Source organism: Rhodoferax sp., assembly GCF_012927445.1.
Lineage (GTDB): Bacteria > Pseudomonadota > Gammaproteobacteria > Burkholderiales > Burkholderiaceae_C > Rhodoferax.
On the sequence record NZ_JABBPD010000004.1, the window covers coordinates 106,707 to 122,929 of the forward strand.

Below are 16,223 nucleotides of genomic sequence, written 5' to 3' on the forward strand. Positions count from 1 at the left end.
GGTCAACTGATTATTTTAACCTGCTGCGGGCGCCTCCCGTTTGACCCGAAACCAGGCCGCGTACATGGCCGGCAAGGCCAGCAGGGTTAACACCGTGGCCACCACGAGCCCGCCCATGATGGCAACCGCCATCGGCCCCCAGAAAACCGAACGCGACAGGGGAATCATCGCCAGCACGGCAGCGGCAGCGGTCAACACGATCGGGCGCGCCCGCCGCACAGCGGACTCCACAATGGCGTCCCAAGCGGGCACACCTCTGGCCCGGTCCTGCTCAATCTGGTCGATCAGGATGACCGAGTTGCGCTGGATCATGCCCATCAGGGCAATCACGCCCAACAAGGCGACAAAGCCAAAGGGCCGGTTCAGCACCAGCAAGGCACCGGCCACACCGGCAATACCCATCGGCCCGGTCAGGAACACCAGCATGGAGCGGCTGAAACTGTGCAGTTGCAGCATCAGCAAGGTAAAAGTGATGAACAGCATGATCGGCACCCCCGCCACGATCGAGGCCGAGCCTTTGGAACTTTCTTCCACCGCGCCCGCCACTTCGATGCGGTAGCCGGTTTGTCCGGCGGCCTGCCATTTGGCTTCCAGCGCCTTCAAGGCGGGCAGCAACTCCTGGGTCACCGTGGCCCCCTGCAGCCCTTCGACCACGTCGCTCTGCACCGTGATGGCGTAGTCGCGGTTCTCGCGCCACATCACGCCGGGCTCCCAGGTGAAGACCGGTTTGGCGATTTGCGTCAGCGGAATGGACCGACCCGAGGCGGTCGGCAGATAGGCGTTGCCGATGTCGGTGATGGCGTTGCGCTCATCCAGCGGCTGGCGCAGCACGATGTCAATCAGTTTGTCACCTTCGCGGAACTGGCCCACGGTCGAACCGGCGAGCAGGGTGCGCGCAGCCTGCGCGATCGACTGGCTGGTCACGCCCAGAGCCCGCGCTTTGGACTGGTCGACCTCCAGGCGCAGTACCTTGACCGATTCATTCCAGTTGTCATTGACGCCCCGGGTGTTGGGGCTGGCGCGCATGGCGGCTTTCACCTCGTCGGCCCGCTCGCGCAACGCCAGCGGGTCAAGGCCCACCACGCGAAACTGCACCGGAAACGGCACCGGTGGACCATTGGGCAGGAGCTTGACACGGCCCCGCACCTCGGGGAATTCCGTCGCCAGCAACGCGGGCAGCTTGACGCGCAGCGACTCGCGCACTTTCAAATCTTGCGGCACGATGATGAACTGCGACACGTTGCTCTGCGGGAACACCTGGTCCAGCGGCAAATAAAAACGCGGCACGCCCGAGCCGATCCAGGTGCTGACCGTGTCAACGCCGGCCTCGCGCAGGAAACGCGCTTCCACGCGCTGGGCGATCGCTTGGTTGGCCGCAAACGAGGTGCCCTCCGGGAACCAGATGTCCACCATGATTTCCGGTCGACTCGAATCCGGGAAAAACTGTTGCTGCACCCGGCCCATGCCGACAATGCCCAAGGCAAACGTCAGCAGCATGGCGCCGATGGTCAGCCAGCGGTGTTCCACGCACCAGTTCACGGCGCGGCGGAAAGTGTTGTAGAACGGCGAATCGAACATCTCATGCGCCACACTGCTTTCGCCCTGCGCTTGCCCGGCCACCAGCGGCGTATGGGGCTTGACCTTGAGCAACAAAACGCCCAGGTACGGCACAAAATAGACCGACACCAACCAGCTCAGCACCAGCGCAATCACGGTCACGGCAAAAATGGCATAGGTGTACTCGCCCACCGTGGAACGCGCCATGCCGATCGGCAAAAAGCCGGCTGCCGTGATCAAGGTGCCGGTCAGCATCGGCATGGCGGTCACTTCATAAGCAAAGGTGGCGGCACGCACCTTGTCATAGCCTTCTTCCATCTTGCGCACCATCATCTCCACCGAAATGATGGCGTCGTCCACCAGCAGGCCGAGCGCGATGATGAGCGAGCCGAGCGAAATCTTGTGCAGACCGATGCCCCAGTAATTCATGGCCAAAAAGGTGATGGCCAGCACCAGCGGAATCGTGATGCCCACCACCAAGCCCGGGCGCATATCGACATACCAGCGCTTCCACAACGGGTGCTGACCAGGCCGCCGGTGAAAGCCCAGCGCGATGAAACTCACCGCCAGCACGATCACCACGGCCTCAATCAGCACGCTGACAAATTCGTTGACCGACTTCGCCACTGATTTGGGCTGGTCTTGCAGCTGCACCAGATTGACACCCGCGGGCAGCACTTTTTCGATGCCGACCGTGGCGGTCTTCAGCGCTTTGCCGAGCGCGATGATGTCGCCGCCCTTGGCCATGGAGACACCCAGCGCGATGACTTCCCGCCCCTGGTGCCGCACCTTGACCATGGGCGGGTCGACATAGCCGCGCTGGATATCGGCAATGTCGCCCAGTTTGAGCTGGTTGCCGCCGGCTCGGGTGCCCGCGCCATAGCCGGCACCGCGAATCGGCATCGCCTTGAGGTCTTCCAGGGTGTTGAACTGGCCACCCACGCGCACCTGCACCACGTCCAGCGGCGTCTGCACCGCGCCGGCCGACTCGACCGCGTTTTGCTGGCCCAGCTGGGCCAGCACTTGGTTCATGTCGAGCCCGAGCTGGGCCAGGCGCTTCTGGGAGATTTCAACAAACAGCTTTTCGTCCTGCGCCCCAAACAGCTCCACTTTGGCCACATCCGGCACGCGCAACAGCTTCTGGCGCACGTCGTCGGCAAAGGTTTTGAGCTCCGCGTAATTGAAGCCGTCCGCCTCCAGCGCGTAGATCACGCCATACACATCCCCAAAATCATCATTGAAGAAGGGACCCTGCACATTGGCGGGCAGCGTGCCGCGCATGTCGCCGATCTTTTTGCGCACGCTGTACCAGAGGTTGGCCACGTCGCTGCCTTTGGAGGAATCTTTGACCTGAAAGATGATCTGCGACTCGCCCGGTTTGGAGTAGCTGCGAATCTTGTCGGCGTAAGGCACTTCCTGCAGCGTGCGCTCGAGCTTGTCGGTGACCTGCTCGGCCACCTGCTGGGCGGTGGCACCCGGCCAGTAGGTGCGCACCACCATGGCGCGAAAGGTGAACGGCGGGTCTTCGTCCTGTCCGAGCTGGAAATAGGCGGCCAGGCCCAGCAACAGCAGAACGATCATCAGATAACGGGTGAACGCCGAATGCTCCAGCGCCCACTGGGAGAGGTTAAAACTCTCTTTGGGTTGTTCTTGATTCATGGTCGGCTTACTTGGCGGCGGCAGATTTTGCTACTGAATCAATAGCTACTTGCGCTTGTCCGACGGGGGCTACAGTTACATTTTCCTTATAAATGCTGACCTTTTGACCGGGCGACAGCACATGCACGCCCGCCACCACCACCTGCATGCCGGGTTGCAAACCGCTGGCCACCACCACCTCATTACCATCGGCCGTGGCGATTTGCACCGGCTGCAGCCTGACCGTCATGCTGGCGGTGTCCAGCACCCACACGGCGGACGCTTTGCCGTCCTGGCGGAAGGCAGTGGTTGGCAGCTTAATTACCGGGCTAACGCCACGCTGCAGCGCCTGCGGCACCACGGCGACTGTCGAGCCCAAAGCCGGGGCGTCTTTGGCGTCCAGCGCCACCTTCACGCCAAAGGTGCGGGTCACCGGATCGGCACTGGCGGACACCTCGCGCACCACGCCTTGAAAGATGGAGCTCGACGCCCACGCGCGCACCGTCACGCCAGACCCGGGCTTGATCGCTGCCACCTTGTCTTCCGGCACCGAAAACACCACGTCGCGTGGCCCGTCCTGCGCAATGCTGACGACCGGCGTCCCCGCTGCCACCACCTGGCCCGGCTCGGCGTCCACCGCCGTCACGACACCGGCGACGTCCGCCACCAACGTGGCATAACCGACCTGATTTCCCTGCCCCGACCACTGGGCTTGCGCCTGTTCGAATTGCGACTGGGCGGCTTTCAGGGTGGTTTCGCGGCGCTCCAACTCGGCCCCGCTGATGAAATTCTGGTCTTTCAGTTCTTTATAGCGCTTGAAATCAGCCGCCGCCAGATCGCGGTTGGTGGCCGCCGCAGTCAGCTGAGCCCGGCCCGCCGCCGCCGCCAGCTTGTAATCTTGCGGGTCCAGCTGGGCCAACACTTGACCGGCCTTGACGTGCTGGCCCAATTCAACCGGCCGCTGGGTCAGCTTGCCGCCGACCCGAAAACCCAGCCGCGATTCGACCCGGGCCCGGACTTCGCCAGCAAACTCGACCTTAGACTGCATACTCTGCACGCCCACCGTCACGACCTTGACCGCGCGCACCGGCTCCTCTACCGGCGCCGGCTTGGCACAGGCGGCCAGTAACAGCGTGGCCGCCAGCGGCAACAATCGCGCCGAAAATGACTTTGTAAACTTGACAAGATTCATGACAGGATTCGTTTTCAACAACGCAGAGTTCAATTAATGACCAAATGGTTAGTAATTTTATGTGCATTCATTGGGTTGTCAAACTGCAACCTGTCCCCCCGCCTTGACCCGAACCCTTCGCCCGCGTGACTAAAAATATCTCCCCCACCGCCCAGCCCGTCGACCACTACGAGAACTTCCCGGTGGCCTCCTGGCTGTGCCCGCCGCACCTGCGCCCGGCGATTGCCGCCATTTACTGGTTTGCCCGCACGGCGGACGACATGGCCGACGAGGGCGACGCCAACGCCGCGGCCCGCCTGAGCGATCTGGCCAGCTTTCGCCGCGACCTGCACGCCCTGGCCGCCGGACTGCCCCACAGCGGCCGCTGGCCCCAGGTCTTTGACCCGCTGGACCGGGTGTTGCGTGAGTTTCAGCTGCCCACCCTGCTTCTGGAGCAACTGCTGGATGCGTTTGAGCAGGACGTCCGCTTCACCGCCGCCGGTCGGCGCTACCAGACCGATGCCGAATTGCTCGACTATTGCACGCGCTCGGCCAACCCAGTGGGCCGGCTGTTGCTGCACCTGTATGGGATTAAGGACGACGCCTTGCTGACACAAAGTGACCAGATTTGCAGCGCGCTGCAACTGATCAACTTCTGGCAGGACGTCAGCGTCGACGTGCCGCGGGCGCGCTGGTACCCCTCGGCGCAAGCCATGCAACAACACGGCGTGCAGGACGCCGACCTGCAAGCGGACAGCACCTCATTAAATGCTACTAAATTAATAGCATTCTACGCAGAAACAGCAAGGGCTAGCATGCTAAAAGGTGCTTCCCTGGCATGCCAGATCCCCGGTCGCGCTGGCTGGGAACTGCGCCTCGTGGTGCAAGGCGGCCTGCGCATTCTGGACAAGATCGAGGCCATGAACTTTGCCACCTGGCGGGCACGGCCCAAGCTGGGGCTGTTCGACCTGCCCGTTTTGCTGTGGCGCGCCTGGCGCATGGGGTGAGGCTTTGCCGGGCGCCAGCCGCCCTGTTTTAAACTCAGGGCCTCAACTCGAACCACTCATGACGCCCCAAGACTACGTTCAGCAAAAAGCCGCCGCCTCGGGCAGCAGCTTTTATTACGCTTTTTTGTTTTTGCCCAAGCCCCGGCGCGCCGCCATCACCGCGTTCTATGCCTTTTGCCGCGAGGTCGATGACGTGGTGGACGACATGATCGACCCCGGCGTGGCCGGCACCAAGCTGGCCTGGTGGCAAACCGAAGTGGCCAAGTCCTTTGCCGGCCAGCCCAGCCACCCGGTGATGCAGGCGCTGATGCCGCTGGCGGCCGACTACTGTATTGAAGAGCGCCACCTGCAAGCGGTGATCGACGGCTGCCAGATGGACCTGGTGCAAACCCGTTACCTCGACTTTCCCGGCCTGCAGCGCTACTGCCATCTGGTGGCGGGCGTGGTGGGCGAAGTGGCTGCCAACATCTTTGGCCAGACGCAGGCGCAAACCACGGCCTACGCGCACAAGCTGGGGCAAGCACTGCAACTCACCAACATCATCCGCGACGTCGGCGAAGACGCTTTGCGCGGGCGCATTTATCTGCCGGTCAACGAAATGCAGCAGTTTGACGTCAAGGCCCATGAAATCCTGAAGCGCACTTATTCAGACCGTTTCACCGCGCTGATGAAGTTCCAGGCCCAGCGTGCCCAGGGCCTGTACGACGAGGCCCTGGCCCTGCTGCCCGACCCGGACCGCCGCGCCCAGAAACCCGGCCTGATGATGGCCAGCATCTACCGCGCTTTGCTGACCGAAATCGAACGCGACGGTTTTCAGGTGCTGCACCAGCGCGTCAGCCTCACCCCCTTGCGCAAGCTGTGGCTGGCGTGGAAGGTGCAAGCGCTCGGCAGAATCTAGTGGCCCCCACGCTTGTCACGGCCCCGGTGCGGCGGCGCATCTAAAAATGAAAATTGCCATCATCGGTGCTGGCTGGGCCGGCATGGCCGCGGCCGTCGAGGCGACGCAGGCCGGTCACCAAGCTATTGTTTTTGAAGCAGCTCACGCAATCGGCGGGCGGGCTAGAGCTGTCAACAGCACATTACCCGACGGCACCCCGGTGACGCTGGACAACGGCCAGCACATCCTGATTGGCGCTTACAGCGAGACCCTGCGCCTGCTGCGCCGGGTCGGCGTACCGCAGGACAAGGCTCTGCTGCGGCAGCCCATGACCCTGCAATTTCCCGACGGGCTGGGCTTGCGCTTTCCGGCCTGGCCCGCGCCGCTGGACGCGCTGGCCGGCATTTTGAGCGCGCGCGGCTGGGGCGTGGCCGACAAATGGTCATTGCTGCGCGTTGCCACCGGCTGGCAAGTCCGCGGCTTTCAGTGTGCGGCGAGCCTGTCGGTGTCCCAGCTCTGCCAGGGCTTGAGCCGGCGCGTGATGACGGAGTTGATTGAGCCGCTGTGTGTGTCGGCCCTCAACACCCCGGCCGAACGGGCCAGCGCCCAGGTCTTTTTGCGGGTCATGCAAGATTCCTTGTTTGGCGCGCCGGGTGGCTCCAATTTGTTACTGCCCCGGCTTGATCTCTCCGCGCTGTTTCCCGATGCCGCGGCCCGATGGCTCACGGAACAAGGTGGCCAGCTGCGCCTCGGTACGCGGGTCGACTCGGTGCTGCAAGCGGGCACACAGTGGCAGGTTCAGGGCGAAGTCTTTGACGCCGTCATTTTTGCCACCTCCGCCTCAGAAGCGGTGCGCGCCTTAGAGAACATTGCGCAAGAAGCGCCTGATTCGCTAGCAAACAACATCTACGACTGGACCCGGATCACCCGTGCCCTGCAGTTTGAAGCCATCAGCACGGTCTACGCCTGGGGCCCCGGCGCGGCCCTGCCCCAGCCGATGCTGACCCTGCGCAGCCACACCAGCGCCGACCCGACCCGACCCGCGCCGGCGCAGTTTGTGTTTGACCGCGGCCAACTGGGCGGCCCTCACGGCCTGCTCGCTTTTGTGGTCAGCGCCAGCAAGGGCGACCGCGGGGCGCTGCAAGCGCAAGTGCTCGTGCAAGCCGAGCAGCAACTGGGCCTGCGGCTGCACGCCGTGCAAACCATTGTGGAAAAGCGTGCCACCTTTGCCTGCACACCCGGCCTGCAACGCCCGGCCCAGCACATTGCGCCCGGGCTGATGGTCTGTGGCGACTATGTCGCAGGACCTTACCCAGCCACGCTGGAGGGCGCGGTACGCAGCGCCATGACCGCCGTTCAAGCCATCACCCTAACCCAGCGCGCACCTGCCTGAAGCCTCGCAGCCAAGCACAACCAGTCAATAGACCCTAATGAAACGCACCCTAAAATTTTTTGCCCTTCTGCTGCTCACGCTCATCGTGGCCGCAGGCGCCGCTGCCGCCTGGTACCTCCACACCAAACAGCCGCAGCGCGCGGGCACACTGACGCTGACAAAACTCACCGCACCCGTCAGCGTCAATTTTGATGAACGCGGGGTGCCGCACATCCGGGCCGATAACGAGATCGATTTGTACCGTGCGCTGGGTTACGTGCATGCGCAGGACCGTTTGTTTCAGATGGAGATGGTGCGCCGGCTGGCGCAGGGTGAACTGGCCGAGGTGCTGGGGCCCAAACTGGCCGACGTTGACCGGCTGTTTCGCACCCTCGGCATTCGCGCCCATGCCGAAGCCACGGCCGCCCAAATGGACCTGCAAAGCCCCTCCTCCAAGGTCCTGACCGCCTACCTGGATGGCATCAATCAATACCAGGACACCCACCCGGCCCCAATGGAGTTTGACCTGCTGGGCATCCCCAAGCGGCCATTCACCGCACAGGACACCCTTGCCGTGTCGGGCTATCTGGCCTACAGCTTTGCCGCCGCGTTTCGGACCGAGCCCGCCTTGACCTTTGTACGCGACAAACTGGGTGCTGGCTACTTGAAAGCGTTTGACCTCGACTGGCACGCCGAAGGGGTGCTGAAGCCGGGCACCACGACAGCGATGAACCCCCAGACCTGGCAAAAGCTCGACCAGATTGCCCAACTCAGCCAGCAGGCCCTGGCGGCGGCGGGTCTGCCGCGATTCGAGGGCAGCAATGCCTGGGCCCTGTCGGGCCGCCGCACGGCCAGTGGCAAGCCCCTGCTGGCGGGTGACCCGCACATCGATTTTTCGGTGCCCTCCGTCTGGTACGAGGCCCATCTGTCCGCGCCTGGCTTCGAGTTGTACGGCCACCTCCAGGCGCTGAACCCCAGTGCGCTGCTGGGCCACAACCAGCAATTTGGCTGGAGTGTCACCATGTTTCAAAACGATGACATGGACCTGGTCGCCGAGAAAACCAACCCCGACAACGCCAACCAAATCTGGTACCAGGGCCAATGGGTGGATTTGCAAATCCACGAAGAAACCATTCTGATCAAGGGCGAAGCCCCCATCCTGCTGACCCTGCGGCGCTCGCCGCACGGGCCCATCATCACCGATGCGTTCCCCCAAAGTCTGGGCACGACACCGGTCGCCATGTGGTGGACTTTTCTAGAAACCGACAACCCGATCCTGGATGCCTTTTATGAGCTGAACCGCGCCGATACGCTGGAGAAAGCGCGTGGCGCCGCCAGCAAGATCCACGCCCCCGGCCTTAACGTGGTGTGGGCCAATGCCGCCGGCAACATCGGCTGGTGGGCTGCCGCCAAGCTGCCCATTCGGCCGGACAACGTGAACCCCAACTTCATCCTGGACGGCAGCACCAGCGAGGCGGACAAACTGGGCTTTTACCGCTTCAGTGACAACCCGCAAGAAGAAAACCCGGCACGCGGCTACATCGTTTCGGCCAATCACCAGCCCAAGCCAAACAGTGGGGTGCCGGTTCCCGGTTATTACAACCTCTATGACCGCGTCCAGCGGCTGGACGAACGTCTGCGTGATGAAAGCATCAAGTGGGACGTCACGAACAGCCAGTCGGTGCAGCTTGACAGCCAGAATGGCTATGGTCCGCGCGTGCTCAAACCCTTGCTACCCGTTTTGAACGACATCGTCACCGATCCACTGGAACGGGCCTTGCTGCAGAGTCTGGCCAAGTGGGACGGCAACCACACCGTCAACAACATTCCGCCCACCCTCTTCAACCAGTTTCTGTACGAGCTGGCCCGGGGCACCATGGCCGATGAAATGGGCGAGGTTCAGTTCAAGAATTTATTGGGCACCCGGGCCCTCGACTTTGCCCTGCCCCGGCTGGCCGAAGACGCCACGTCGCCTTGGTGGGACAACCGCAACACCCTCGCCGTGGAGAACCGCGCGGACACCCTGAAAGTGGTCTGGCGCGCCACCATCGACCATTTGCAGGCCACCCTCGGCAAAAACCCCACGGATTGGGGCTGGGGCAAGGCCCACACACTGACCCACGGTCATCCGCTGGCGGCTCAAAAACCGCTGGACCGACTGTTTAACGTCGGCCCCTTTGCCGCGCCGGGCGGACGGGAAACGCCCAACAATTTATCAAGCGCCATCGGACCCGCCCCCTGGGCGGTGAGCTACGGCCCGTCCACCCGGCGCCTGATCGACTTTGCCGATGCCAGTAAAGCCTTGGGCATCAACCCGGTGGGCCAAAGCGGCGTGTTGTTTGACGCGCATTACAAAGACCAGGCGCAAACTTATATGGAGGGGGGTTATGTGCCGCAGCACCTGAGCGCCGCCGACGTCAAAGCCAACACCCGCAGCACACTGACACTCACACCGGCCGCCGCGCACTGAGCCGGCAAGACGCCACCCCCTACAGCCGCGCCGGCGCCGCCTGGAGCAAGTCACACAACTCGCTCAAGGTGGCCACCGTCACATGCGGCTGAGCCTCGTGCGACCACGGATGCTCATGACGGTTAACCCACACGGTTTGCATGCCGGCACCCAAACCGCCGAGCACGTCCAGCGCTGCATCGTCCCCGACGTGCAGCACATCGACTGACGCAACCCCGGCGCTGCTGGCGGCGGCGTGAAAAATGCGCGGATCGGGTTTGCCCACGCCAAATTCCTGGGCGCTCAGGCTCGCCACAAAAAACTCACCGACACCGACCCGTCCCACATCGGCATTGCCGTTGGTCAGCGCCACCAGAGGAAAGCGCGCCGCCAAAAATGCCAGCGCCGGGCGCGCATCGTCAAACAGATCGACCTGCATGCGTTCGGTAAAAAAAACCTCAAACGCGGCTTCGGCCAGGCCGGTATCTTCATTGGCGCGGTGCAGCGCCAGGCGGATGGACTCACGCCGCAAAGCGCTCAAGTCATGCCCGATCTCCGGCTGGGTGAGTACCACGTGTTGGCGCAGCGTCAGTCGGGCCTGCGGGTCGGCAAAAACGGCCGCCGCGCCGGGCGCCTGCTGGACCAGCCAGGTGGACAAGGCTCTTTCGGCGCGTTCAATCGTGGGCCAGATCGGCCACAAGGTGTCGTCCAGATCGAGGGTTATTGCCTTGATTTTTGAAATATCCAGCATAGGTGCGGGAGAATACTGCATGACCTCATTCAAGCTTGGCCCGTTTGCCAAAGAACCCCCTTTCAAGCATGGCCAAGCGCCACGCACCGCCGTGCTGTTTTGCAACCTGGGCACCCCCGACACGCCCACCACCGCCGATGTGCGGCGTTTTCTGCGCGAGTTTTTAAGTGATCCGCGCGTGGTCGAAATCCCGCGCCTGCTCTGGCTGCTGATTCTGCACGGCATCATCCTGCGCTTTCGGCCGGCCAAGTCCGCCGCCAAATACGCCAGCATCTGGACGCCCGAGGGCTCGCCGCTCAAGGTCTGGACCGAAAAACAGGCCAAGCTGCTGCAGGGCTGGCTGGCGCAGCGCGGGCACAACGTGCAGGTGCGCTACGCCATGCGGTATGGCAGCACCTCGATGCAAGAGCAGCTGGACGCGCTCAAGGCCGAGGGCACGACGCGCGTATTGATTGTGCCGGCTTACCCGCAGTATTCCGCCACCACCACGGCCAGCCTGTTTGACGCGGTGTACGCCTGGGCCGGCAAGGTGCGCGCCATTCCCGAACTGCGCTTTGTCAACCACTACCACGACGACCCGCGCTACATCGCCGCGCTAGGCGTGAGCATTCAGCGCTACTGGAAAAACAACGGGCGCCCGGACCAATTGGTGATGAGCTTTCATGGGGTGCCCGAGCGCACCCTGCAGCTGGGCGATCCCTACCACTGCGAATGCTTCAAGACTGCACGCTTGCTGGCCGAAGAGCTGGGCCTGAACGACAGGCAATACAAAGTGACGTTTCAGTCGCGCCTGGGCCGCGCCAAGTGGCTGCAGCCCTACACCGAACCGAGCCTGATCGCCCTGGGCAAGGCACGCGTCGCGCGGGTGGACGTGGTCTGCCCCGGCTTCACCAGCGACTGCCTGGAAACACTGGAAGAAATCGCCATGGAAGGCAAGGCCGCCTTCCTGAAAGCCGGTGGCAAGCAATTTCACTACATCCCAGCCCTGAACGATGACCCGGTCTGGATCACCGCCCTGTGTGAACTCACGCTGCAGCATCTGGCCGGCTGGCCGACGCAAGCCACGCCGGATGCGTCCGCACTGGCAGCGTCACGGGCCGCCGCGCTGGCGCTCGGAGCCCAGCAGTAGCAGCAACGCATACGCTATCTTTATCATAGCTACCTGCGCTTAAGCAACGGGGGCTAGAGGCTTATTTCATGTATAGAACGAACCACTACCCCCTGCGATAAGCTGCAGTCCATTTCTTAGCGTCAAGCATCGTTCAGCGGTGCTGGACGCTTACGCCCTCTCCTTGAACCGCAGGCGCTCATGCTTCAGACCAGTTGAACCACCTATGACCACTACGGTTATGCCCTCATCGCCGTGCTGCTCATTTTGCTGGCCAGCCCTGCGTTCGAACAGGCGGCCGGCGTGAATGTGCAGGCCCATACCCACATCGAGCGGCCGCGGGCGGCCCTGGTGGCAACCTTGCTCTTTGCGCTGGCGGTGGCACCGACGGCCGCCATTGTTTTGATCCAGGGCAATCCTTTCCAACATCCCACGGATGTCACGTCCGCCCCCATTAAAGCGGCCGTCTCCGGCCTCTAAAATATGACGCATATTTAGGAGACGCAAATTGCGCTTTTTTCCCCTGCTCATGGTGCTCGCCAGCGCCATCATCCTGCCCCTGCCATCTGCAGCCCAAGACCTGTCCGCCAGTCGCCTGGAGCGCATCAAGCCCGGCTCGGTCGTGGCCGTGGCCAAAGGCACGCTGCATGAACCGGGCATGAAGGAGAAGCTCAAGAGCGCGCAGTTGCTCGTTCTCGACCCCATCGTCGCCCCATGACGCGGCGCGCACGGCAACTGCGTCAGGCGTTTTTCATCAGCCTGACGCTGCTCATCGGCGGCATGCTCACCGTGACCGCCTTCACGCTGTGGCGACTGCGCGTCGAAGCCATCACCAACGGCCTCGAAATCGCGGAAATGCATGCACGCAATGTCGAAGATTTTCTGACGCAAAGCCTGCACATCACCGAACTGGCGGTCGCCAATGCCGCACCGACAGAAGGTGGGGCGCTCGATCTGCGCCGCATCGAAAGCAGCTTTGTCGCGACGCTGAGCCACGCGCCCTTCCTGCGCTCCATGTCGCTGCTTGATGACCGGGGTCGCATCGTGGCCAGCTCCAACCCCGCCAACGTGGGCGTGACCGTGCCGACGCAGAGCTACCTGCCACCCAGCCGCGGAACGCTGGAAATTCTGCGCATCGGCCAACCGTGGAGCGGGCGTGACTTTGCCGGTGGCCGCCCTTCTACCGCCGACACTCCCGTTGCGGCCGAGGCGCAAAGTTTCATTCCCATCACGCGAAGCTTGATGATCGGCGAACTGCGCGTGACGCTGCTGGCTGCACTCAATCCCGACTATTTCATCAACCACTTTTCGCAGACGCTGGATGCGACGGACGGTTCAATCGAGGTGCTGCTCTTCGACGGCACACTGCTGATGGACACCGACCCCACCGCGCTGGCCGGTTCGCTGCATGCCTATGTGGTGCGTACGCTGCGACTGACCGAAGTCGAATCCGGCCGGTTGGAGCAGGACTATGGCAACGACCATCATGTGCTGACCGCCTTTCGCGCCTCGCGTCTGTACCCCTTCGTCGTCGTGACGCATCTCCATCGCGAAACTGCCTTGCAACCATGGCAGAGCGAGGCCAAAACGCTCCTGGCGGTGGTGATTCCGACCTTGCTGGTCATCCTTTTGCTGGCCATTGCGTTCTACCGCCGCCAGTTGCAGTTGGCGGCACAGCGCGCCGAAACGGAACGGCTCCAGCGGATCAACACCACGGTGTTCGACGCCAGCGATGAGTCCATCATCATCACCGACCTCAACGCCAACATCATTTCGGTCAACGCCGCCTTCACCCGCATCACCGGCTACAGCCCCGATGAAGTGCTGGGCCGCAATCCCCGGCTGCTGGCCTCCGGGCAGCAGGACAAGAGCTTCTACGAACGCCTGTGGCAAGTCCTCTTGCAGAACGGCATCTGGCGTGGCGAACTGGTTAACCGCCGCAAAGACGGCAGCCTGTACGACGTGCAGATGGCCATCACGATCTCCCGCGACGGTCAGGGTCGCGTGCAGCACTTCATCGGCGTCACCCGCGACATCACCGAACGCAAACGGGCCGAAGAAAAAGTCAACCTCGCCGCCAGCGTCTTCTCCTACTCGCGCGAAGGCATCATGATCACCGCCGCCGACGGCACCATCATCGACGTCAACGACGCCTTCACCCGCATCACCGGCTACCACCGGGATGAAGTCATGGGCAAGAACCCGCGCCTCTTGAGCTCTGGCCGCCAGGGCAAGGAGTTTTACACCCACCTGTGGCGCGATCTGCAGGCCAAAGGCCACTGGTACGGCGAAGTCTATGCCGAGATGCAAACCATCAGCACCGTGCGCGATGCCCTGGGCAACCCGCAGCACTACCTGTCCCTGTTCTCCGACATCTCCGCGCTCAAGTCGCATCAAAACCAGCTGGAGCACATCGCCCACTACGACTCGCTGACCAGCCTGCCCAACCGCGTGCTGCTGGCGGACCGCCTGCACCAGGCCATTGCGCAGACGCAGCGGCGTGGGCAGTTGCTGGCAGTCGCCTACCTGGACCTGGATGGCTTCAAGTCCATCAATGACCGTCATGGGCACGAGGCCGGCGACCAGTTGCTGATCGCCTTGGCCGCCCGCATGAAGCAGGCCCTGCGCGAAGTCGACACCCTCGCCCGCATCGGTGGTGACGAGTTTGTGGCCGTGCTGCTCGACCTGCCGGATGTTGCCGCCAGCGTGCCCATGTTCAACCGCCTGCTCGCCGCCGCCGCACAGCCGGTGAATTTTGGAAACGACGTGTTGCAAGTGTCGGCCAGTCTGGGCGTGACCTTCTACCCGCAGACGAACGACGTGGATGCCGATCAATTGCTGCGCCAGGCCGACCAGGCCATGTACCAGGCCAAGCAGGCGGGCAAAAACCGCTACCACGTCTTTGACGCCGAACAGGACCGCAGCGTGCGCGGCCACCACGAAAGTGTGGAACGCATTCGCAAGGCCCTGAGCGAGAACGAATTCGTGCTGTATTACCAGCCCAAGGTGAACATGCGCAAGGGCACCGTCATCGGCGCTGAAGCCCTGATTCGCTGGCAACACCCGGAAAAAGGCCTGCTGGCCCCGGCCGTGTTTTTGCCGGTGATCGAGGATCATCCGCTGGCCATCGACATCGGCGAGTGGGTCATTCATAGCGCCCTGACCCAGATCGAGCGCTGGCAGGCCGACGGCCTGGCCATTCCGGTCAGCGTCAACATCGGCGCCCACCAGTTGCAGCAGTCGGACTTCGTCGAGCGTCTGAATCAGATTCTGGCGGCGCATCCCAACGTCCGCCCGGCTGACCTCGAACTGGAGGTGCTGGAAACGAGCGCACTGGAAGATCTGATGCACGTATCCCAAGTTATTCAGGCCTGCCGGGAAATCGGGGTCACCTTTGCATTGGACGACTTTGGTACGGGCTATTCTTCACTGACCTATCTGAAGCGTCTGCCGGTGACCCTGCTCAAGATCGACCAGAGCTTTGTGCGCGACATGCTGGACGACCCGGATGACCTGGCCATTCTGGAAGGCGTCATTGGCCTGGCCAACGCCTTTCGCCGTCAGGTCATTGCCGAAGGGGTGGAGACCGTGGAACACGGCGCGATGCTGCTGCAACTCGGTTGCGAACTGGCCCAGGGTTACGGCATTGCCCGGCCCATGCCGGCGGATGAACTGCCGGCCTGGTCGATCGCCTGGCGGCCGGACCCGGCCTGGCTTGATTTGCCGGCGGTCAGCCGCGACGATTTACCGTTGCTGTTTGCCAGCGCCGAGCACCGCGCCTGGATTCTGGATATCGGAGCGTGCCTCAGGGGCGAACGTGAAGCCCCCCCGCCACTGAACCTCCACCAGTGCCGCTTCGGCAAGTGGCTGGATGCCCAAGGCCTGGCCCGCCATCAGGCGCAGCCCGTCTTCCAGACCGTTGAACCCTTGCACCAACAAGTGCATGCACTGGCCGCTGAACTGCTGCAGTTACAGGCCCAGGGCCGCAACCCGGAGGCCCTGAAAAGACTGGGCGAACTGCATGACCTGCGCGACGACCTGCTGGCGAAATTGAAGAATCTGGTGCCCAAAGATCGGCCGGTTGATCTGCGGTCAAAGGCTTGACTGCGTCTCGGGACCCTCGATACGGAGGGCGAACTCAGGACTCTCGTCGAAACCAGTCGGCGCGTAATTAGCTACTAATTTAATAGCTAAGTACACAGGCAGATCGTGGGCTAGCGGCTAGTTTTATATAAAATTTACCGAAACGCTTACCCGCTGACGGCCAAGGGAAACTACTGAGACATTCAGGGT

11 protein-coding genes are annotated in these 16,223 nt (G+C 62.8%); 8 read left to right on the forward strand and 3 right to left on the reverse strand.

Annotated features, from left to right (window positions below; all coding sequences use genetic code 11):
• Positions 1-15 precede the first annotated feature (15 nt).
• The gene (locus tag HHJ17_RS05970) at positions 16-3,216 is read right to left on the reverse strand and encodes an efflux RND transporter permease subunit (RefSeq protein WP_296498899.1); all 3,201 of its coding nucleotides are present in this window, start codon (positions 3,214-3,216) and stop codon (positions 16-18) included.
• A gap of 7 nt (positions 3,217-3,223) precedes the next feature.
• Positions 3,224-4,387, reverse strand: a complete 1,164-nt coding sequence (locus HHJ17_RS05975; RefSeq protein WP_296498901.1) for an efflux RND transporter periplasmic adaptor subunit — start codon at positions 4,385-4,387, stop codon at positions 3,224-3,226.
• A 125-nt stretch (positions 4,388-4,512) separates the two neighbouring features.
• On the opposite strand from HHJ17_RS05975, the gene hpnC reads away from it, so the two are divergent.
• Genes hpnC through HHJ17_RS05995 form a run of 4 tightly spaced genes read left to right on the forward strand, consistent with a single transcriptional unit; the run spans position 4,513 to position 10,092 of the window.
• Positions 4,513-5,373, forward strand: a complete 861-nt coding sequence (hpnC, locus tag HHJ17_RS05980) for a squalene synthase HpnC (protein WP_296498904.1) — start codon at positions 4,513-4,515, stop codon at positions 5,371-5,373.
• A 58-nt stretch (positions 5,374-5,431) separates the two neighbouring features.
• Positions 5,432-6,271 (forward strand): presqualene diphosphate synthase HpnD, encoded by an 840-nt coding sequence (gene hpnD / locus HHJ17_RS05985; protein WP_296498906.1) that lies wholly within the window; start codon positions 5,432-5,434, stop codon positions 6,269-6,271.
• 46 nt (positions 6,272-6,317) lie between these two features.
• On the forward strand, positions 6,318-7,643 hold the full coding sequence (gene hpnE, locus HHJ17_RS05990; protein WP_296505221.1) for a hydroxysqualene dehydroxylase HpnE: 1,326 nt from the start codon (positions 6,318-6,320) through the stop codon (positions 7,641-7,643).
• Positions 7,644-7,680: 37 nt separating this feature from the next.
• Entirely contained in the window at positions 7,681-10,092 is a 2,412-nt protein-coding gene (locus tag HHJ17_RS05995; RefSeq protein WP_296505222.1) for a penicillin acylase family protein, read from the forward strand.
• A gap of 19 nt (positions 10,093-10,111) precedes the next feature.
• Here HHJ17_RS05995 and HHJ17_RS06000 read toward each other — a convergent pair whose 3' ends face one another.
• On the reverse strand, positions 10,112-10,843 hold the full coding sequence (locus HHJ17_RS06000) for an HAD-IA family hydrolase (protein ID WP_296505224.1): 732 nt from the start codon (positions 10,841-10,843) through the stop codon (positions 10,112-10,114).
• On the opposite strand from HHJ17_RS06000, the gene hemH reads away from it, so the two are divergent.
• The 4 genes from hemH (at position 10,842) to HHJ17_RS06020 (ending at position 16,034) form a co-directional block, all read left to right on the forward strand.
• A complete protein-coding gene (gene hemH, locus HHJ17_RS06005) occupies positions 10,842-11,951 on the forward strand; it encodes a ferrochelatase (RefSeq protein ID WP_296505226.1) in 1,110 nt (369 codons plus the stop codon). The two genes, HHJ17_RS06000 and hemH, sit on opposite strands and share 2 nt — an antisense overlap.
• 234 nt (positions 11,952-12,185) lie before the next feature.
• Positions 12,186-12,410, forward strand: coding sequence for a hypothetical protein (locus HHJ17_RS06010; protein WP_296505229.1), 225 nt, complete (start codon positions 12,186-12,188; stop codon positions 12,408-12,410).
• 28 nt (positions 12,411-12,438) lie between these two features.
• Complete coding sequence (locus HHJ17_RS06015; protein WP_296498920.1) at positions 12,439-12,648, forward strand: hypothetical protein; 210 nt, start codon at positions 12,439-12,441, stop codon at positions 12,646-12,648.
• Complete coding sequence (locus HHJ17_RS06020; protein WP_296505231.1) at positions 12,645-16,034, forward strand: EAL domain-containing protein; 3,390 nt, start codon at positions 12,645-12,647, stop codon at positions 16,032-16,034. The genes HHJ17_RS06015 and HHJ17_RS06020 overlap by 4 nt, the downstream gene beginning before the upstream one ends.
• Positions 16,035-16,223: the final 189 nt, after the last annotated feature.

Coding starts and splice junctions, on each gene's coding strand:
- HHJ17_RS05970 (WP_296498899.1), bottom strand. CDS start 3,216: ATGAATCAAGAACAACCCAAAGAGAGTTTTAACCTCTCCCAGTGGGCG.
- HHJ17_RS05975 (WP_296498901.1), bottom strand. CDS start 4,387: ATGAATCTTGTCAAGTTTACAAAGTCATTTTCGGCGCGATTGTTGCCG.
- hpnD (WP_296498906.1), top strand. CDS start 5,432: ATGACGCCCCAAGACTACGTTCAGCAAAAAGCCGCCGCCTCGGGCAGC.
- hpnE (WP_296505221.1), top strand. CDS start 6,318: ATGAAAATTGCCATCATCGGTGCTGGCTGGGCCGGCATGGCCGCGGCC.
- HHJ17_RS05995 (WP_296505222.1), top strand. CDS start 7,681: ATGAAACGCACCCTAAAATTTTTTGCCCTTCTGCTGCTCACGCTCATC.
- hemH (WP_296505226.1), top strand. CDS start 10,842: ATGACCTCATTCAAGCTTGGCCCGTTTGCCAAAGAACCCCCTTTCAAG.
- HHJ17_RS06000 (WP_296505224.1), bottom strand. CDS start 10,843: ATGCAGTATTCTCCCGCACCTATGCTGGATATTTCAAAAATCAAGGCA.
- HHJ17_RS06020 (WP_296505231.1), top strand. CDS start 12,645: ATGACGCGGCGCGCACGGCAACTGCGTCAGGCGTTTTTCATCAGCCTG.